15 protein-coding genes and 2 tRNA genes are annotated in these 19,577 nt (G+C 71.4%); 8 read left to right on the top strand and 9 right to left on the bottom strand.

What is annotated here, in order from left to right; genetic code table 11:
* Positions 1–34 precede the first annotated feature (34 nt).
* Positions 35–2,014 (top strand): dynamin family protein, encoded by a 1,980-nt coding sequence (locus PKA16_RS09600; protein ID WP_324402692.1) that lies wholly within the window; start codon positions 35–37, stop codon positions 2,012–2,014.
* A complete protein-coding gene (gene mutY, locus PKA16_RS09595) occupies positions 2,011–3,066 on the top strand; it encodes an A/G-specific adenine glycosylase (RefSeq protein ID WP_324402690.1) in 1,056 nt (351 codons plus the stop codon). The genes PKA16_RS09600 and mutY overlap by 4 nt, the downstream gene beginning before the upstream one ends.
* Before the next feature lie 57 nt (positions 3,067–3,123).
* On the opposite strand, the gene rapZ is transcribed toward mutY, so the two are convergent.
* From rapZ to PKA16_RS09580, 3 genes are all read right to left on the bottom strand, one after another.
* The gene (rapZ, locus tag PKA16_RS09590; RefSeq protein WP_324402688.1) at positions 3,124–3,993 is read right to left on the bottom strand and encodes an RNase adapter RapZ; all 870 of its coding nucleotides are present in this window, start codon (positions 3,991–3,993) and stop codon (positions 3,124–3,126) included.
* On the bottom strand, positions 3,990–5,693 hold the full coding sequence (gene recN / locus PKA16_RS09585) for a DNA repair protein RecN (RefSeq protein WP_324402686.1): 1,704 nt from the start codon (positions 5,691–5,693) through the stop codon (positions 3,990–3,992). Before recN ends, rapZ begins: the two co-directional genes overlap by 4 nt.
* A 127-nt stretch (positions 5,694–5,820) precedes the next feature.
* On the bottom strand, positions 5,821–6,717 hold the full coding sequence (locus tag PKA16_RS09580) for an NAD kinase (protein ID WP_324402684.1): 897 nt from the start codon (positions 6,715–6,717) through the stop codon (positions 5,821–5,823).
* Positions 6,718–6,782: 65 nt separating this feature from the next.
* Between PKA16_RS09580 and hrcA the strand changes: the two genes are divergently transcribed.
* The 6 genes from hrcA to PKA16_RS09550 all read left to right on the top strand — a co-directional run bounded on the left by hrcA (position 6,783) and on the right by PKA16_RS09550 (position 11,466).
* The gene (gene hrcA, locus PKA16_RS09575; protein ID WP_324402682.1) at positions 6,783–7,787 is read left to right on the top strand and encodes a heat-inducible transcriptional repressor HrcA; all 1,005 of its coding nucleotides are present in this window, start codon (positions 6,783–6,785) and stop codon (positions 7,785–7,787) included.
* 31 nt (positions 7,788–7,818) lie between these two features.
* Positions 7,819–7,894, top strand: a tRNA-Ile gene (locus PKA16_RS09570).
* Between the two features lie 29 nt (positions 7,895–7,923).
* Positions 7,924–8,000: transfer RNA gene (locus PKA16_RS09565), tRNA-Arg, on the top strand.
* 63 nt (positions 8,001–8,063) lie between these two features.
* On the top strand, positions 8,064–8,693 hold the full coding sequence (locus PKA16_RS09560) for a riboflavin synthase (RefSeq protein ID WP_324402680.1): 630 nt from the start codon (positions 8,064–8,066) through the stop codon (positions 8,691–8,693).
* 25 nt (positions 8,694–8,718) lie between these two features.
* Positions 8,719–10,107, top strand: coding sequence for a phosphomannomutase/phosphoglucomutase (locus PKA16_RS09555; protein ID WP_324402678.1), 1,389 nt, complete (start codon positions 8,719–8,721; stop codon positions 10,105–10,107).
* Positions 10,108–10,140: 33 nt separating this feature from the next.
* On the top strand, positions 10,141–11,466 hold the full coding sequence (locus PKA16_RS09550) for a 3-deoxy-D-manno-octulosonic acid transferase (protein ID WP_324402676.1): 1,326 nt from the start codon (positions 10,141–10,143) through the stop codon (positions 11,464–11,466).
* A gap of 13 nt (positions 11,467–11,479) precedes the next feature.
* Here PKA16_RS09550 and PKA16_RS09545 read toward each other — a convergent pair whose 3' ends face one another.
* Genes PKA16_RS09545 through PKA16_RS09520 form a run of 6 tightly spaced genes read right to left on the bottom strand, consistent with a single transcriptional unit; the run spans position 11,480 to position 19,181 of the window.
* Positions 11,480–12,826, bottom strand: a complete 1,347-nt coding sequence (locus PKA16_RS09545; protein ID WP_324402674.1) for a TolC family outer membrane protein — start codon at positions 12,824–12,826, stop codon at positions 11,480–11,482.
* Complete coding sequence (locus PKA16_RS09540; RefSeq protein WP_324402672.1) at positions 12,826–13,167, bottom strand: rhodanese-like domain-containing protein; 342 nt, start codon at positions 13,165–13,167, stop codon at positions 12,826–12,828. The genes PKA16_RS09545 and PKA16_RS09540 overlap by 1 nt, the downstream gene beginning before the upstream one ends.
* Before the next feature lie 39 nt (positions 13,168–13,206).
* A complete protein-coding gene (locus PKA16_RS09535) occupies positions 13,207–13,881 on the bottom strand; it encodes a protein-L-isoaspartate O-methyltransferase (protein WP_324402670.1) in 675 nt (224 codons plus the stop codon).
* 38 nt (positions 13,882–13,919) lie between these two features.
* Positions 13,920–17,285 carry an efflux RND transporter permease subunit gene (locus tag PKA16_RS09530; RefSeq protein ID WP_324402668.1) on the bottom strand — a complete coding sequence of 1,122 codons (3,366 nt, stop codon included), beginning with the start codon at positions 17,283–17,285 and terminating at the stop codon, positions 13,920–13,922.
* 41 nt (positions 17,286–17,326) lie between these two features.
* Complete coding sequence (locus tag PKA16_RS09525) at positions 17,327–18,466, bottom strand: efflux RND transporter periplasmic adaptor subunit (RefSeq protein ID WP_324402666.1); 1,140 nt, start codon at positions 18,464–18,466, stop codon at positions 17,327–17,329.
* A gap of 58 nt (positions 18,467–18,524) precedes the next feature.
* Positions 18,525–19,181, bottom strand: a complete 657-nt coding sequence (locus PKA16_RS09520; RefSeq protein ID WP_324402664.1) for a TetR/AcrR family transcriptional regulator — start codon at positions 19,179–19,181, stop codon at positions 18,525–18,527.
* Between the last annotated feature and the right edge of the window lie 396 nt (positions 19,182–19,577).

The raw sequence follows: 19,577 nt of genomic DNA, 5'->3' as shown, positions 1-19,577 counted from the left end.
GTAACAAAACGTTGTAAACGGTTAAGATGCCGCCATGAACGCGACGGATCTGCCGATCACCGGTTTCAGCCAGCGGCTGGACCAGCACAGCGCCTGGCGTCGCGGCGCAGCCGAGCGCCTGAAGGCGCTGGGCGAATGGCTGCAGGAGCAGCAGCTGCTGGACGCCACGGCGCAGGAACGCATCCACGCGCTGGGCGAGCAGCTGCTGGCCGACAAGGTCATGGTGGCCTTCGTCGCCGAGTTCTCGCGCGGCAAGTCGGAGCTCATCAACGCCGTGTTCTTTGCCGGCTACGGGCGGCGCATCATGCCGGCCAGCGCCGGGCGCACCACCATGTGCCCGACTGAACTGGGCTGGGAGCCGGCGCTGCCGCCGTGCCTGCGCCTGCTGCCAATCGAGTCGCGGCTGCAGCCGCAGGCGCTGATGGAGTGGCGCCTGGCGCCCGAGCAGTGGCGGCGCGTGGACCTGGACGTGAACGACGCGGACCAGCTCGCCAGCGCGATGGAGATGGTGTCCGAGGTCCGGCGTGTGTCCGTGCAGGAGGCACGCATGCTCGGCTTCTGGCATGACGAGCGCCCCGAGGACAACCCGCCGCGCGGCGCCGACGGCCTGGTCGAGGTGCCGCGCTGGCGCCACGCGTTGATCAACATGGCGCATCCCCTGCTTCGGCAGGGCTTGGTGGTGCTCGATACGCCGGGGTTGAACGCAATCGGTGCCGAGCCCGAGCTCACCGTCAACCTGATCGCGCAGGCACAGGCCGTGGTGTTCGTGCTGGGCGCCGACACCGGAGTCACGCGCTCGGACCTGGCGATCTGGCGCGAACACCTGGCGCCGGCGCACGGCGCGGCCGGGACCCAGCTGGTGGTGCTCAACAAGATCGACACACTGTGGGACGAACTCAGCCAGCCGCGCCAGATCGAGGCCCAGATCCAGCGCCAGCGCACGGATACCGCGCGCACGCTGGAGGTGGGCGAGAACCAGGTGCTGGCGCTGTCGGCGCAGAAGGGCCTGCTGGCCAAGGTGCGCGGTGACGCGGCGCTGCTGCGCGCCAGTGGCCTGGCGGAGTTCGAGCGCGAGCTGGGTGGACGGGTGCTGGGCGCGCGCCACCGGGTGCTCGAGGCCGCGCTGCAGCACGGCGTGCAGCGGCTGCAGGCGGATGCGACCCGCGTGCTGGGGGTGCAGCGCCGGGCGCTGGTCGACCAGCTGCTCGAGCTCAAGGGGCTGCGCGGCAAGAACCACGCCATGATCCGCCACATGCGGCGTCGCGTGGAACAGGAGAAGCAGGCGTTCGATCGTGGCTCGGCGAGCGTGCTGGCGGTGCGTTCGGTGCACGTCAAGCTGCTGCGCGAAGTGTTCAGCCTGCTGAGCGGGCGTTCGATCAAGCGCGAACTGGCGGACCTGAGCGCGGCCCTGGGCGAGTCGGGCCTGAAACTGGGCGCACGCAAGGTCTATGCCCAGGGCTTTGATGGGTTGCGCAGCGTGGTGGACCGCGTGCGCGCGCGCATGGACGAGATCCAGGCCATGCTGGACACCTCCTTTGCCAGGCTCAATACCGAGCATGGCTTTGCGCTGCAGGTGCCAGCCGCTCCGGACCTGGAGCAACTCGAGCGCGACCTCGCCACCGTCGAACGCAGCCATGTGCAGTACCTGGGCATGGGCAACATGATGCAACTGGTGCGCCCGGAATTCTGCGAGCGGCTGACGCGTGCCCTGTACAGCCGCGTGCGCGCCATCTTCGAAACCGCGCTGGGCGAGATCGAGCTCTGGAACAAGTCGATCTCGGGCCAGCTCGACGTCGAGCTGCGCGAGCGCCGACGCGCGTTCACGCGTCGCATCGAGGCGATCCAGCGCGTCCAGGATGCCGCCGGCGACCTGGGTGCGCGCCTGCAGGAGCTGGAAGCGCAGGTGCGCGAGCTGGGCACGACCGAGGATCGACTCGCGCTGCTCGCATCCCGGGTGATGGCGCCCGAGGCCCAGCCGACCGAGGCGCTGGCGCTGGAAGCCGAGCCGGGGTGACCGGTCCAGCCGAGGATTTTTCGGCACGCATCATTCGCTGGTGGCGGGTCCGGGGACGGCGTGACCTGCCCTGGCAGGGCACGCGCGATCCGTACCGGGTCTGGCTGTCGGAGATCATGCTGCAGCAGACCCAGGTGGCGACCGTGCAGGCGTACTACGCACGCTTCCTGCAGCGCTTTCCCGACGTGGGTGCGCTGGCCCGGGCATCCGAGGACGAGGTGCTGGCGCTGTGGAGCGGGCTGGGCTACTACACGCGTGCACGCAACCTGCATCGCTGCGCGCGCGAGGTGGTGGCGTGTCACGGCGGACGCTTTCCGGCGCTTGCCGCCGAACTGGAGCAGTTGCCCGGCATCGGCCGCTCGACGGCTGCGGCGATCGCCGCCTTCTGCCACGGCGAACGCCAGGCCATCCTGGACGGCAACGTGCGGCGCGTGCTGGCGCGCGTGTTCGCCATCGGGGATGACCTGGGCCGCGCTCCATCGCTGCGTGCGCTGTGGCAGCGGGCCGAGGACCTGCTGCCGCGTGCGCGGCTGCGGCAGGCGATGCCGGCCTATACCCAGGGCCTGATGGACCTGGGCGCGACCATCTGCCTGCCGCGCCAACCGGCCTGCGCGCGCTGCCCGCTCGCCGACATCTGCCGTGCGCGCGCCGAGGGTCACCCGGAGCGCTATCCGCGACGCCAGCCGCGGCCGGCGCGTCCGCAGGTTCCCTTGTGGCTGCTGTGCGCGCGCGACCCTGCCGGCCGCGTCTGGCTGACCCAGCGTCCGGCGCGTGGCATCTGGGCGCGCCTGCATTGCCTGCCGGTGTTTGCCGAACGCGCCGCGCTGCTGCGGGGGGTTCCCGAGGCGGACCGCGCGAATGTGGTCGAGCACGCGGTGCTCCAGCACGCGTTGACGCATCGCCAACTCGAGCTCCACGTGCTGGGCGTGCGCCTCGCTTGCGCGACCGAGCTGGATGCGACGGGCGCGTGGCACGCCGCCAGCCATTGGCCCGCGCTGGCGCTGCCGGCGCCGGTGCGGCGCTTGCTGGGCGGAGCCGACGGCCCTTCCTGATGCCGGCCGCGGCCGCCGCGATGGGTCAGCGGTCGTGCCGGGCTGCAGCGTGCGCGCTCATCTGGCCGGCAGTTCCAGCTCGCGATGCCGCTTGAGCGCATGCCAGTCGGCGCCGAAGCGCTCGGCCAGCCGCTCGACCAGGTAGACCGAGCGGTGCTGGCCGCCGGTGCAGCCGATCGCCACCGTGACATAGCTGCGGTGGTCGCGCACGAGGGCCGGCAGCCAGGTGCGCAGGAAGTCGCTGATCTGCTCGAGCATGAGCCCGACCTCGGCCGATTGCTCGAGGAACCGGGCCACCGGCGCGTCGCGACCGGTGAGTGGGCGCAGCGCCGGCTCATAGTGCGGGTTGGGCAGCATGCGCACGTCGAACACGTAGTCCGCATCCAGCGTGATGCCGCGCTTGAAGGCAAAGGATTCGAACACCAGCAGCAGCCCGGACGAGGGCGCGGCGATCAGTGCCTTCACATAGTCGAGCAACTGCGCCGGACGCAGCTGGCTGGTGTCGATCACGTGCGAGCGCTCGCGCAGGTCGGCCAGCAGCTCGCGTTCGCGTCCGATTGCCTGCAACAGGGCCTGCTGCGCGCCCGGATCCTCCGAACGTGACAGGGGATGGCGCCGCCGGGTCTCCGAGAAGCGGCGCACCAGGGCCTGGTCGCTGGCATCCAGGAACACCAGCCGCAGGTCGATGCCGCCGTCTCTCAGTCCGTGCAGCAGCAGGGGCATCTGGGGCAGGGCCCGGCTGTTGCGCACGTCGATCGCGACCGCCAGCTTGCGCGCGCCGGCGTGGTCCTCCAGCATGACGAAAGGCTTGAGCAGCTCGGGCGGCAGGTTGTCGACGCAGTAATAGCCGGCATCTTCCAGGGCGTGCAGGGCGACCGACTTGCCGGAGCCGGACATGCCGGTGATGACGACCAGTTCGATGGTCATGCGCGGGCCCTGGAGCGTTTCGCCGGCGGCGCGGCTTGCGACGGCGGTGCCAGCAGTTCGCGGGCGTGCGCCAGCGTGGTCGTCGTGACCTGGGTGCCGCCGAGCATGCGCGCGATCTCCTCGGTGCGCTCGGCGTCGGTGATCGGCGCCACGCTGCTGAGCGGATGCGCATCGTCGCCCTGGGTCTTGCTGACGCGCAGGTGGTGGTCGGCGCGGGCTGCAACCTGCGGCAGGTGGGTCACGCACAGCACCTGGCGATCGCGCCCGAGCCGGTGCAGCAGCGCGCCGACCGTGGCCGCGACGGCGCCTCCGACTCCAGCGTCGACTTCGTCGAACACCAGGGTGGCCGCCGGCCCCAGGGTGCTGGTGGTGACGGCAATCGCGAGCGCAAGGCGTGACAGCTCGCCGCCCGAGGCGACGCGTTCGATGGGACGCGGGGTGGCGCCGGCGTGCGCGGCCACGCAGAAGCTGGTGCTCTCCAGCCCGTGGGCGGCCGGTTCGCGCGTGGGCTCGAGGCGCACCTCGAACACGCCGCCGGCCATGCCCAGTTGCTGCATGGCGTCCGTTACCGCGGTCGCCAGCCGCGGCGCGGCCGCCTGGCGCTGGCTGGAGGCCTGGTGCGCCAGGCGTTCATAGGCGGCCCGCGCCTGGCCGGCGGCAGCCTCGAGCCGACCCAGATCGGCCGCCGATTCCAGGCGCGCCAGCTCGGCGCGCCAGTCGGCCAGGAGCGCCGGCAGTTCCTCGGGCGTGCGCCGGTAGCGGCGCGCCAGGCCGAGCCACTGGCCGATGCGTGCGTCGAGCGCCGCGAGCTGCTCGGGCTCCGGGCCGGCACGGCGCTGGTAGGCGTGCAGGCTGCGCGCCACGTCCTGCGCCTGCGCCTCGCAGGCCTGCAGCAGCTCGAGCAGGGCAGCGAACTCGGGTTCGAGCTGCTGGCGCGCACGCAGCGCTTCCTGCGCGCGCGCCAGCGCCGCCAGCGCGCCGTCCTCGCCCTCGCCACCGTCCAGCGCCTCGCCGGCGGCGAGGGCGGCGTCGATCAGGTCCTGTGCGTTCGACAGGCGCCCGTGCTGCTGGTTGAGCTCCTCCCATTCGCCCGTGCGCGGCGCGAGCTGGTCGAGTTCGCCGATCTGCCACAGCAGGCGTTCGCGCTCGCGTGCCAGGCCGTCCTGCGCCGCCTGGGCCTGCTGCCAGGCCGCCAGCGCGCGCTGCCAGTCCTGCCAGGCGGCCTCCAGCCCCGCCGCCGCGACGCCGGCGTAGGCATCGAGCAGCGCGCGCACGGCGGTCGGCCGCGTCAGGCTTTGCCAGGCGTGCTGGCCGTGGATGTCGACGAGTTGCTCGCCCAGCTCACGCAACTGCGTCACCGTGGCTGGCGCGCCATTGATCCAGGCGCGGCTCTTGCCGCTGGCGTCGATGCTGCGGCGCAGCAGCAGGCCGTCCTCCGTCGCTGCGTCGAAGCCGTGCGTCTCCAGCCAGGGTCCGACGCCGGCCGGCAGGTCGAATTCGGCGGCGATCTCGCAGCGCGGTCGGCCCTCGCGCACCCACAGCGCATCGCCGCGCCCGCCCAGTACCAGCTGCAGCGCGTCCACGAGGATGGACTTGCCGGCGCCGGTCTCGCCGGTCAGCACGGTGAAGCCGTCGCCCAGCTCGAGGTCGAGCTCGGAGACGATGACGAAGTCGCGCAGACCGAGGTGACGCAAGCCCATGGGTTCAACCCGGAGCCGGCCGATGCGTGGCGCGCTCACCCAGGAGGCGAGCGCGACCCAAGCAGCCGAGATCGATGTTCACGTGGATTCCGAGACGTTCGGGAGCGGTCAACTGCCAGTTCCGGGTTCAGCCGCCGCCGCGGGTCCAGTGCAGCTTTTCGCGCAGGGTGTCGAAATAGCTCCAGCCGCGCGGATGCAGAAAGCGCACCTGGTGCTCGGAGCGGCGCACCACGATGCGGTCGCCGTGACGCAGCGAGGCCAGCGACTGCATGTCGAAGCTGGCGTTGGCGTCGCGCCCGGCCACGATCTCGATCGCGATCTCGCCCGGGTCGGCCAGCACGATCGGCCGGTTCGACAGGGTGTGTGGCGAGATCGGCACCAGTGCCCAGCCCGGCAGCTGGGGGTGCAGCAGCGGGCCGCCGGCGGAAAGCGAGTACGCGGTCGAGCCGGTCGGCGTGGCGACGATGATGCCATCGGCGCGGTAGTTGGCGACGAAGTGGCCGTCGACCTCGACGCGCAGTTCGACCATGCCCGAGGCCGCGCCCCGGTTGACCACCACGTCGTTCATGGCCACCGCCTCGTACACGCAGGCGCCGTCGCGGCAGACGCGGCCCAGCAGCAGGGCGCGCAGGTCTTCCTCGAACGCGCCGGCTAGCATCGCCGGCAGGACGCTCGGATAGTCGTCCAGCGCGATGTCGGTGATGAAGCCCAGGCGACCCTGGTTGATGCCGATCAGCGGCGTGCCGTGGCGTGCCAGCTGGCGGCCGACCCCCAGCATCGTGCCGTCGCCGCCCACCACCACGCACAGCTCGCAGCGCGCGCCGATGCCGTCGATGTCGGCCACCTCGAACTGGCTCAGTTCGGTGAGCTCGGCCGTGCGCCGCTCCAGCGTGACACTGCAGCCGTACTGCTGCAGGAAGGCGCCGATGCCGGCCATCAGCTCGCGCGCCGAGTCCGCGATCGGGCCGGTGACCGGGTCCTGGTATTTCCCGACCAGGGCGACACGCGTGAACTTCGGGCTCATGGGCAAATTACATCATAATGGTTCGGCCCTCCGAAGCGCACGCGGGGCCGCGCAGGTTCGAATTCATGCTGGACGACCGTTCCCGACGCTTGCTCAAGACGCTGATCGAGCGCTACATCGCCGACGGCCAACCGGTCGGCTCGCGCACGCTGTCGCGCGCCTCCGGGCTGGACCTGTCGCCGGCCACCATCCGCAACGTGATGTCGGACCTGGAGGAGCTGGGCCTGATCGTCTCGCCCCACACCTCGGCCGGCCGCGTGCCGACGGCGCGTGGCTATCGCCTGTTCGTCGACACCATGCTGACGGCGCACCAGGCCGAGTTCCAGGCTCCCGAACTGGTCGCCGAACAGCCGCAGAAGGTGATCGCGAACGCCGCCCAGCTGCTGTCCAACCTGTCGCAGTTCGTCGGCGTGGTGCTGGCGCCGCGGCGCACCTCGGTGTTCCGCCACATCGAGTTCCTGCGGCTGTCCGAGCGCCGGCTGCTGCTGATCATCGTCGCGCCCGACGGCGACGTGCAGAACCGCGTGCTGTTCACCGAGACCGACTACACGCCGTCCGAGCTGGTCGAGGCGTCCAACTACCTGAACGCCAATTTTTCCGGGATGGCGATCGAGCAGGTGCGTGCGCGCCTGGCGCAGGAAGTCGATCGCCTGCGCGGCGAGATTGCCACGCTGATGCAGGCGGCGGTGCAGATGGGCTCGCAGGCCATCACCGAGGCGCAGGGCGAGGTCGTGATCTCGGGCGAACGCAACCTGCTCGCGGTGACCGACTTTTCCAGCGACATGAACCAGCTGCGCCGGGCCTTCGACCTGTTCGAGCAGAAGGCGCAGCTGATGCGGTTGCTCGACGTGTCGATGCAGGCCGAGGGCGTGCGCATCTTCATTGGCGGCGAGAGCCAGTCGGTGCCGCTGGAGGAGCTGTCCGTGGTGAGCGCGCCCTACGAGGTCGACGGCCAGGTGGTCGGCACGCTTGGCGTGATCGGCCCCACCCGCATGCCCTACGAACGCATGATCCAGATCGTCGACATCACCTCGCGCCTGGTGAGCAACGCCCTCAGCCAGGGGCGCTGAGCATCGCGCTCCCACTAGAATCGCACGCGCCGGGGCGTTAGCTCAGTGGTTAGAGCAGGGGACTCATAATCCCTTGGTCGCTGGTTCGAATCCAGCACGCCCTACCAGAATTCCAAGGTATAATTTGCGGCTTCGCGCGGCTGTAGCTCAGTTGGATAGAGTACTTGGCTACGAACCAAGGGGTCGTGGGTTCGAATCCTGCCAGCCGCGCCACCCATTCGAGAAGGCCTCGCAAATGAATGTTTGCGAGGCCTTTTCACTGGAGGATCGGTATCCATGTTCACGGGCATCATCACCGCCGTCGGCCGCATCACCGAGGTGCGCGCGCTCGGCGCCAGCAGCGCGCACGGCCGCCAGCTCGTCATCGAGGCGCCGGCCGGCTACCTGGACGACGTGGCGCTCGGCGACAGCATCGCCATCAACGGCGCCTGCATGACCGCAACGGCGATCGACGCCGCGGCCGGCCGCTTCACGATCGACATCTCGGCCGAGTCGCTGGCGCGCACTGCCGGGCTGGACCGGCCCGGGCCGGTGAACCTGGAGAAGGCCCTGCGCGCCGGCGATCGCCTGGGTGGGCACATCGTCTCGGGCCACGTCGACGGCACGGGCGAGGTGACGCACTTTGCCCCGGTCGGCGAGAGCTGGCTGCTGCGCGTGCGGGCGCCGCGCGAGCTGGCGCGCTACCTGGCGTACAAGGGCTCGGTGACGGTCAACGGCGTCAGCCTCACCGTCAACAGCGTTGAGGACGAGGCAGCAGGCTGCGCGTTCGGCATCAACCTGATTCCGCACACGGTGCAGCACACGGCGCTGCACGCGCTGGCGCCGGGCCAGCGGGTGAACCTGGAGATCGACCTGATCGCGCGCTACGTCGAGCGCATGTTGGCTGGCACGCCCGGCGCCGCCTGAGGGGCGCTCCCTACAATCGCGCCTCATGCAAGTCGACCCCGCCATCTTCAAGGCCTATGACATCCGCGGCACCACGCCGACGACGCTGAACGAGGCGGTGGCCGAAGCCCTGGGCCTGGCCTTCGGCAGCCAGGCGCTGGCGCTGGGCGAACGCACCGTGGCGGTCGGCCGCGACGGACGGCTCTCGGGCCCGGCACTGGCCGCGGCCCTGATGCGCGGCCTGGTGGCGGCCGGCGTGGAGGTGATCGACATCGGCATGGCGACCACGCCGATGCTCTACTTTGCCGCCAGCACCCTGTGCGCCAGCGGCATCCAGGTCACGGGCAGCCACAACCCGCGCGACGACAACGGCTTCAAGATGGTGCTGGCCGGGCGCGCCATCTTCGGCGACGACATCCAGGGCCTGCGCCGGCGCATGGAGCAGGAGGACTGGCAGCGCCGCGCCGACGGCTCCTTGCGCAGCCACGACGTGCTGCCGGCGTACCGCTCGCGCATTGCCGGCGACATCCGGCTGGCGCGCCCGATGAAGATCGTCGTCGATGCCGGCAACGGCGTCGCCGGGGCTTCGGCGCCTGGGGTGTTTCGAGCCATCGGCTGCGAGGTCGTGGAGCTGTTCACCGAAGTCGACGGCAGTTTCCCGAACCACCACCCGGACCCGAGCAAGCCGGAGAACCTGCGTGACGTGATCGCCGCGCTGCAGCGCACGGGTGCCGAGCTCGGCCTGGCCTTCGACGGCGATGGCGATCGCCTCGGCATCGTGACGCGGGACGGCCAGACCATCTTCCCGGACCGCCAGCTGATGCTGTTCGCGCAGGACGTGCTGGCGCGCGTGCCGGGCGCCACCATCGTCTACGACGTCAAGTGCACGCAGCAACTGGCGCCGGCGATCCGTGCCGCCGGCGGCGTGCCGCAGATGTACCGCACTGGTCACTCCCTCATCAAGGCGCGCATGAAGGAGATCGGCGCGCCGCTGGGCGGCGAGATGAGCGGCCACATCTTCTTCCAGGAGCGCTGGTACGGCTTCGACGACGGCACCTATGCCGGCTGCCGCCTGCTGGAGATCCTGAGCCGCCACGCCGACTCGAACGCGGTGCTGCACGCCTTGCCGCAAAGCTGTGCCACGCCCGAGCTGAACGTGGCCTGCGCCGAGGGCGAGCCGCATCGCCTGGCGGCCGAGCTGCAGGCGCTGGCGCCGACGGTGCTGGGCGCGGACGCGGAGATCTCGACCATCGACGGCCTGCGCGTGGACTGGGCCGACGGCTTCGGCCTGATCCGGGCCAGCAACACGACGCCGGTGCTGGTGCTGCGCTTCGAGGGCCAGACGCCGCAGGCGCTGGCGCGCATCGAGGCCGGGATGCTGGCGCTGCTGCGGCGCGTGAAGCCCGATGCCCAGGTCGGCGGTGCGGCGCACTGAAGGCAGCCGATCCGGCCCGGGCCTGGCGCGGCCATGATCCACGCGCTCTACGACCTCGTCGCTTGGGCCGCGCAGCCGCTGCTGCGGCGCAAGCTGCGCCGGCGCGGGCGCGCCGAGCCGGGCTACCTGCAGGCAGTCGAGGAGCGCTTCGGGCGCTACGGCGACGCGCCGCCGCGGCCGCAGCCGGCTCCGGGCGCGCCGCTGGTGTGGATTCACGCGGTGTCGCTGGGCGAGACGCGCGCGGCGGCGATCCTGCTGCGCGAGCTGCGCGCGCAGTGGCCGGGCATGCGCCTGCTGCTGACGCACGGCACGGCAACCGGCCGCGCCGAGGGTGCGCGCCTGCTGCAGCCGGGCGACGCCCAGGTCTGGCAGCCCTGGGACACGCGCGGCGCCACGCGCGCCTTCGTCACGCGCTACCGGCCGGACCTGGGTGTGCTGATGGAAACCGAGATCTGGCCCAACCTGGTGCGGGCCTGCCGGCGCGCCGGCGTGCCGCTGGTGCTGGCGAACGCGCGCCTGTCCGAAAAATCGCTGCGCGGCGCCCGGCGTGCCGCCTGGCTGCTGCGCCCGGCCTACGCCGGCCTGAGCGCGGCCTACGCGCAGGGCGAGGCCGATGCCGAGCGCCTGCGAGCCGCCGGGGCACCGGTGGCCGGCGTGCTGGGCAACCTCAAGTACGACGCCGAGGCGCCGGCGGCGCTGCTGGAGCGCGGCCGCCACTGGCGCGCCCAGGCCACGCAGCCGGTCGTGATGCTGGCCAGTTCGCGCGAGGGCGAGGAGGCCGAGTTCCTGCGCCAGCTCAAGGCGGGTGCCTGGGTGGCGGCGAACGGCGCGGCGGCCGCGCCGCCGCAGTGGCTGCTGGTGCCACGCCACCCGCAGCGCTTCGACGAGGTCGCGGCCCTGGTGGCGCAGCAGGGCCTGGACCTGAGCCGGCGCAGCATCTGGGGCGAGGGCGCCGAGGGCCGTCCGCAAGCGGCCGCCGTGTGGCTCGGCGACAGCCTGGGCGAGATGCCGGCCTACTACGCGCTCGCCGACGTGGCCCTGCTGGGTGGCAGCTTCGAGCCGCTGGGCGGGCAGAACCTGATCGAGGCCGCGGCCTGCGGCTGTCCGGTGGTGATGGGACCGCACACCTTCAACTTCGCCGAGGCCGCCGAGCACGCGCTGGCCGCTGGCGCGGCGCTGCGCGTCGCCAATCTGGCCGAGGGCCTGGCGGTGGCCGCGGCGCTGGCGCGCGATGAGGCGCGGCGCGCGCGCATGGCGGCGGCGGGACAGGCGTTCGCGCGCCAGCACCAGGGCGCGGCGCGGCGCACGGTGGAGGCCTTGCGCGACTGGGTGGACGCTGCGGCGGCGCCCGGACGCTGACGGCTGCCGGCGCTCAGCGCGCCAGCAACTGGTTGATCGGCACCAGGTCGTCGGCCGACAGCGTGCCGGCGGCCTGCTTCAGGCGCAGCGTTCCGACCAGCACGTCGTAGCGCGCACGCGCCAGGTCGCGCTGGGTCTGGTAGAGCTGGCTCTGCGCGTTCAGCACGTCGATGTTGATGCGCACGCCCACCTGGTAGCCGAGCTGGTTGGCCTGCAGCGCCGTCAGGCTGGAGTGCTCGGCGGCTTCCAGTGCCTTGACCTGGCTGCGCCCGGATTCGACGCCGAAGAAGGCGGCGCGCGTGGCCTGCGCCACCGAGCGCTCGAGCGTGTCGAGATCGGCGCGCGCCTGCTCCTCCAGTGCCACGGTCTCCTTGACGCGGTTCTCGATCGCGAAGCCGGCGAACAGCGGCCAGTTCATGACCACGCCGATGCTGGCGTTGGTGGTGCGCGCGCTGGCGCGCGGCGCCACGGCCAGGCCGGGGTTGCCGTCCGGGTAGCGCGTCTGGCCGACGCTGGCCTGCAGGTCCACCGTGGGCTGGTGGCCGGCGCGCGCCTTCTCGGTCTCCAGGCGCGCGATGTCCAGTGCCATGCGTGCCTGCGTCACGCCCGGATGCTCGTCCGTGGCCTGTGCCACCCAGGCTTCGACCTGGTCCGGCTGCGGCGCCGGCAGTTCGATCGGCTGTGCCAGCGGCAGCGGATCGGTGCCGCCGCGGCCCACCAGCTGGTCGAGCGCCAGCTTGCGCACGCGCAGCTCATTCTCGCTGGCGATCTCCTGGGCGGTGGCGAGGTCGAAGCGTGCCTGCGCCTCGCGACTGTCGGTGATGGTGGCGTTGCCGACCTCGAAATTGCGCTGGGCCGCGGCGAGCTGCTCGCTCACGGCGGTCTTGAGCGCGCGCACCGAGGCCAGCGCGTCCTCGGCCGCGAGCACGTCGAAGTAGGCCTGGGCAAGGCGCACGATCAGGTCCTGCTCGGCTCCGCGCAGCTTGACCTGGGCGGCGTCGGCTGCCAGCTGGCCCTGGTCCCGGGCGATGCGGTTGGCCGGACGATACAGCGGCTGGGAACCGACGAGCGCGGCGTTCAGGCTGTTGAACGGGCGGCTGCTGGTGGTGCCGAGCACGCTGGTCTGGGTCCAGTTGTGCTGGCCGCCGGCCTGCAGGCCGAGTTGCGGCAGCAGTCCGGCCTGGGCCTGGTCGGCGCGCGCCTGGGCCGCCTGCGCCTGGGCCAGCGCGGACTGGTAGGCGGAATCGTAGCCATGCGCGGCCTGGTAGAGCTCGAGCAGCGACTGCGCGCGCGCGCCGGTGGCGGCGAGCAGGGCCAGGGCGAGAGTCAGCGCAAGCGTGCGCGGGTGAGGCAGGGGCATCAGTAACGGGGAAGCGAGGGGTCGAGCTGCAGCGCCCAGGCGTCGATGCCGCCCGCCACGTTGGCCAGGCGGTCGAAGCCGCGCTGCTCGAGGAACAGGGCCACCTGCATGCTGCGCCCGCCGTGATGGCACAGCACGGCGATCGGGCGGCCGCGGTCGAGCTCGGGCAGGCGCGCCGGGACCGTGTGCATCGGCCACTGCAGCAGCTCGGTGCCGCCGGCCTGCACGCTGGCGACGCGGCATTCGGCCGGCTCGCGCACGTCCAGCAGCAGCGGTGTCGTGGCCTGCGTGACGCGCGCGACCCACTGGGGTAGGTCGCGCGGCTGGATCTGTTCGATCATGGATTGTTGCAGGCGCGTTCGAGTGCGGTCGGCCAGGGTTCAGAAGCGGAAGCGCTCGGGCTCCGGGAAGCCGCGCAGGCGCGGCGCATTGGTGTCCCAGGGCTGGGTCACGACCAGGCCCTTGCCGGCGTGGTGCACCAGGGTGGCGCGCATCATCGGTTCGTCCCCGACGATGGCCATCAGGCGACCGTCGGGCTTGAGCAGGGCGAGCAGGCGCTCGGGCAGCTGGGCCACCGAGCCCGACAGAAGGATCACGTCGAACGGGCCGTGCGCCGAGAGGTCGGTGCTGGAGCCGTCGGCGCAGCGCACCTCCACGTTCATGGCGCCGGCACGCTGCAGGTTGGCCTGCGCGGTCTGCGCCAGCTCGTTGTCGATGTCCAGCGTCAGCACGCGCTGCGCGCGGTGGCCCAGCAGGGCCGCCATGAAGCCCGAGCCGGTGCCGATCTCGAGCACCTTCTCGTGCTTGGCCACCTGCAGGTCCTGCAGCATGCGCGCCTCCACGCGTGGCGCCAGCATGACCTGGCCCAGGGCAATCGCCTCCTCGCCAGGTTTGAGCGGGATCTCCAGGTCGGCAAAGGCGAGCGCCCGGTGCGCGGGCGGCACGAAGTCCTCGCGCCGCACCACCGCCAGCAGGTCCAGCACGTGCGCATCCAGCACGTCCCAGGGACGGATCTGCTGCTCGATCATGTTGAAGCGCGCTTGTTCGAGGTTCATGTCACAGGCTCCACAACCGGTTTCAGGTCAACCAAGGATTATCGGTCACGCGGCGGACTGTCCGGCGGCGTTTTCAGCAGGTGGCGCCGCAGCCAGCCGGCCAGGTCGTCCAGGTAGCAGTAGACCACCGGCACGACCACCAGGGTCAGCAGCGACGACGTGATGACGCCGCCGATCACCGCCTGGCCCATCGGGGCGCGCTGCTCGGCGCCCTCGGAGGCGGCGAAGGCCAGCGGCACCATGCCGAACACCATGGCCAGCGTGGTCATCAGGATCGGGCGCAGCCGCACCCGGGCGGCGGCCAGCAGCGCCTGCTCGCGCGGCAGCGCCTCGGTCAGGCCGCCTTCGCTCACGCGGCCCTCGCGCGCGCGGATGGCGAAGTCCACCAGCAGGATGGCGTTCTTGGTCACCAGGCCCATCAACATGACGACGCCGATGATGGAGAACATCGACATGGCCGAACCGAACAGCAGCAGTGCCAGCACCACGCCGATCAGCGTCAGCGGCAGCGAGGTCATCAGCGCCATTGGCTGCACGAAGCTCTTGAACTGGCTGGCCAGGATCATGTAGATGAAGATGATCGCCATCGCCAGCGCCTGCAGCGCATAGGCGAACGACTCCTGCATGTTCTTGGTGGCGCCGCCGAAGCTGTAGCTGTAGCCGGGCGGGAAGTGCACCTGTTCGAGCTGGCCGCGGATGTCGCTGGACACCTCGCCGGTGGCGCGGCCCCAGGTGTTGGCGCTGATCTGGATCTCGCGCAGCATGCCGCGGCGGTTGATCTGGTTGGTGCCGGTCGATTCGGTCAGCTCGGCGACCTGCGCCAGGCGCACGATGCGCGGCGTGCCGTCGGCGTTCAGCCCCGCCACCAGCGGCAGGCGCTCCAGGTCCTGCACGGTGGCGCGGGCATCGGGCGCCAGGCGCACGACGACGTCATAGGTCTCGTCGTCCGGCGCGCGCCAGTTGCCCACCGTGGTGCCAGCCACCAGGGTGCGCAGCGGCGCGGCGATCTGCGCCGCCGACAGGCCGAATTCGGATGCCAGGCGTGGCTTGACGCGCACCTCCAGCGTCGGCTTGTCGGGCTTGCTGCTGGAGTCCAGGTCGACCAGGCCGGGGATGCCCTGCAGGCGCGTCATCAGCGGCCGCGCCAGGCGCTCGAGCTCGGCCTGGTCGGGACCCTGCAGCGAGAACTCGATCTGCTTCTGGCCTCCCACGGGCTCGAGCAGGCCGGCCTGGGTGACGGTGATGCCGGGCACGGCGCGCAGGCGCTCGCGCAGTTCGGCCGACAGTTCCTCGGCGTTGCGCGTGCGCTGGCGGCGATCGCTCAGGCGGAGGTAGAAGTTGGCGTTGGTCTTGCCCTGCGCCTGGCCGGTGTTGATGGTGGCCAGGGTGTAGCGCACCTCCGGGTAGCCGCGGATGATTTCGTCGACCACGCGCACCTTGGCCTCGGTGGCTTCCAGCGACGAGCCCTGCGGTGTGTAGAAGGCGACGTTGGTCTCGGAGAAGTCGGCCTTGGGCACGAATTCGGTGCCCAGCAGCGGCACCATCAGCACGCTGGCGACGAAGATCGCGAGCGCCGCCAGCAGCGTCAGGAGCTTGTGGCCGAGCGCCCAGGCCAGCAGGCGCTGGTAGCCCTCGGCCAACTGGTCGGTGGCGTGGTCGAACCAGCCGGTGACGCGGCCGATCGTGCGCTCGTACAGCGTGGCCGGCGCGCCCTCCGCGCCGCGAGCGTGCATCGCCGGGTCGTGCCAGACCGAGGACAGCATCGGGTCCAGCGTGAAGGCGACGAACATCGAGATCAGTACCGCCGCCACGATGGTGATGCCAAACTCATGGAAGAACTTGCCGATGATGCCCTGCATGAAGCCGATCGGCAGGAACACGGCGACGATCGACAGCGTGGTCGCCAGCACCGCCAGGCCGATCTCGCGCGTGCCCTCGTGCGCCGCGGTGTAGGCGTCCTTGCCCATCTGGGCGTGGCGCACGATGTTCTCGCGTACCACGATGGCGTCGTCGATGAGCAGGCCGACGCACAGCGACAGCGCCATCAGCGTCACCATGTTGATGGTGAAGCCGAACAGCTGCATGAAGAAGAAGGTGCCGATGATCGAGATCGGCAGCGTCAGGCCGGTGATGACGGTGGAGCGCCAGGAGTTCAGGAACAGGAACACGATCAGCACGGTGAGCAGGGCGCCCTCGACCAGGGTCTGGCGCACGTTCTTCACGGCCACGCGGATCGGCCGCGAGGTGTCGTAGATCGGCACCAGGCGCACGCCGGCGGGCAGTTCGGCGGCCATGGCCTGGGCCGCCTGCTCCAGGCCGTCGACCACCTCGATGGTGTTCTCATCCTGCGCCTTCTGCACCGTCAGCAGCAAGGTGCGCTGGCCGTTGTAGAGCGCCAGCGTCTCCAGCTCCTCGGCGCTGTCGCGCACGCGCGCCACCTGGTCGAGCAGGATCGGGGCGTCGCCGCGCCGGCCGACGATGATGCGGCCGAAGTCCTCGGGCCGCTCGATGCGGCCATCGAGCTGGACCACGAGTTCACGCGTGGCGGTCTGCAGCGTGCCCAGGGGCGAATCCTGGTTGTCGCTCTGCACGGCGGCCATGACCTGGGCCGGCGTGACGGCGAGCGCCTGCAGCGCCTGCGGATCGAGCTCGATGTGGATTTCGCGCTTGGAGGCGCCGACCAGGTTGACGCGGCCGACGCCGCGCACGTTTTCCAGGCGCTTCTTGAGCACCTGGTCGGCCCAGTTGGTGAGCTCCACCGGAGAAATGACACCCCCACGCTGCGCCGCTGCGCGTGGTGCGCTGCCCCCCGAGGGGGCGCTTACACCTTGGGGCGGTCCGGCGGTGCTGGAAAGTTGGCCCCCACGCTCCCCCGCTGCGCGTGGTGCGCTGCCCCCCGAGGGGGCGCTCACACCTTGGGGCGGCCCGGCGGTGCTCGGGGGCGCCGCATCTTCGTCCCCGGGCGCGACGGGCAGCACGGCGAGCGACCAGATCGGCCGGTCCGCCGGGTCGAAGCGCAGCACGCGCGGCTCCTTCACTTCCTCGCGCAGCAGCGGGCGCACCTGGCCGATCTTCTCGCGCACGTCGTCGGCGGCCTTGCGGCCGTTGATGTGCAGCTGGAACTCGATGATCACCACCGACAGGCCCTCGTAGCTGCGCGAATACAGGGCGTTGATGCCGGCGATCGAGTTGACCGCTTCCTCGATCGGCTTGGTCACCTCGCTCTCGACGATGGCCGGGGCCGCGCCGGGGTATTCGGTGGTCACCACCACCACCGGGAAGTCGACGTTGGGGAACTGGTCGACCTGCAGGCGCTGCAGCGAGAACAGGCCGAGCACGACGAAGGCCAGCATCACCATGCTGGCGAACACCGGGTTGCGCAGGCTGACCTGGGTGAACCACATGGCGGGCAGGCGTCAGGCGCGCGCGGCAGCGGCGGGCGGCGTCATGGAATCGTCTTGTCCGCCAGCCGCACCCGGGTGCCGGGCTGCAGCGCGCCGGCGGCGGCGCGCAGCACCTGGCTACCCGGGGCGATGCCCTGCACCGCCACCCAGGTTTCGCCGTCCTGCACGGCGCGCGCGCCGGTCTGCACCGGCTGGTGCGCGACCTGCCGTTCGCGGCCGCTGCCCACCACCACCTGCACGTAGGGCGCGGGCTTGTCGGTGCGTACCGCGGAAAGCGGCAGCGCCAGCGCGCGCTCGCTGCCGGTTTCCAGCTCGCCCTGGGCAAACAGGCCCTGGCGCAGGCCGGCCTGGGGTTCGACCGCGAGGTAGACCAGCACGCTGCGGCTGCCCGGCTGGGCGCTCGGGTTGATGCGCACGACGGTGGCCTGCACCGGTCCGGAGGCGCCTTCGACCGTCAACCGGGCGCGCTGGCCAAGGCGCAGCGCCAGCGAATCGGCGGCGCTCACGGTGGCCTCGAGCTCGAGCTGGCGCGGGTCGACGATCTCGACGATGCGTGCCTCGGGCGCCACGCGTTCGCCCGGCTGCGCCAGGCGCTGGGCGATCTGGCCATCGATCGGCGCCTTCAGCACGGTGTCGGCGACCGACTTGCGCGCGACCTCGGCGCCGGCCTGGGCCGCGCGCACGTTGGCGCGTGCCGCCGCCAGGTTGGCGGCCGAGGTGTCGAGCGCGGTTTGCGAGATGAAGCCCTGGTCCACCAGGGCGCGATTGTTGGCGTACTGGCGCTGGGCGATGTCCATCTGGGCCTGCGCGGCCTCGACCTGGCGCTCCGCCTGGCGCAGGCGTTCGGCGTATTCCAGCGGCTCGATGCGCGCGATCACCTGGCCGGCCTGCACGCTGTCACCCGCGCGCAGCGTCAGGCCCTGCAGTTCGCCCGGCACGCGCGCCTTCACCATTGCCGTGTGCACAGCCTGCAGCGGACCGGAGATCGGGATGCCGAAGGTGAGCTCGCGCGGCTGCAACTCGATCATGTCGAGCGGCCCCAGCTCGAGCGCCGGCGCGGCGCTGGGCGCGGCCTGCGCCTGCTGCGCCGCCTGGCGGCTCTGGACGCGGTGCCAGGCCAGGGCCACGCCGGCCAGCACGGCCAGCAACACCAGCACCCAGGCGAGCGTGCGGCGCGTCATGGGCCGGTCCCTGGCGCGTGGCGGCGCAGCATCGGCGTGCCGGATTCTCGCGACTGCGTCATGACACGGCGTCCGGGCGCAGGCCGCGGATCAGCAGGTCGGCATGCAGGTCGATCAGCGCCAGCGGTCGGTCTTCCTCGATCTGCGGGCAGCAATGCCCCAGCGCCTGCTGCCAGGTCACCATCTGCAGCAATGGGGCGACCACCAGATGGACCAGGCGCGCCACGTTGACCGGTCGAAACTCGCCGCGCTCGATGCCGCGCTGCACGAGGCGGCGCAGCAGCTCGTGCGCGGGCGCGATGACTGCGTCCTGGTAGTGGCGCGCCAGCTCGGGGAAATGGGCCGATTCGCTCATCAGCAGGGCGCTCAGGCCTGCTGCCGGCGTGCTGCCATAGACCTGCCACCAGCGGCGCAGGAAGGAACGCAGCAGGTCGGCGCTGGAACCCTGGAAGTCGGCCAGCTCACGCAGCGCCTCGGCCAGGTGGCGACCGGCGTTCTCGTGCACCACGGCCTGGAACAGCGCCTCCTTGCTCTGGAAGTACAGAAACAGCGTGCCCTTGGAGACGCCGGCGCGTGCCGCCACTTCCTCGACCCGGGTCGCCGCGTAGCCCTTTTCCACGAACAGCGCCAGCGCGGCCGCCAGCAGCTCGCCCGGCCGCGCTTCCTTGCGACGGGTGCGGCGGCGTGCCGGGGAAAGCGTGGCTGGCGTCTGCATTTACTGACCAAAGGGTTAGTAATTCTAGAGGCTTGCGCGCGTCGCTGTCAACGCACCGCGCGATGCCGGCTGCGGTGCACGCGCACGCCCCCTGGCGGCCGGGGAGCCGAGGGACGGGGTCGATCCTCGTGCCCGGGGCGCGCGCATCGGCGCGCCGGGCGTCATGCGGACGGGCGTTCGGGCGACCCGCGGCCAGCCTGCGCCCGTGCGGGCGTAGCAGGAAGTTGCGTCGTGTTTCAGGCAGGCCTGTGGGGGCGCCCTTCCGGCGCCTCCCGCGCCGGGACCGGTGCAACCACGCGATGCCTCGCTGACGCCCAGGCGACAGCGAATGGGCAGCCTGACGCGCTTGTATGTTTCAGACCAGACCAGCGCGGTAGAGTCTGACCGCCGATGAGG

The sequence above is a fragment of the Ottowia sp. genome (genome assembly GCF_035325765.1).
Taxonomy (GTDB): domain Bacteria; phylum Pseudomonadota; class Gammaproteobacteria; order Burkholderiales; family Burkholderiaceae_C; genus Ottowia.
This window is presented reverse-complemented; position numbering and strand designations above follow the sequence as displayed.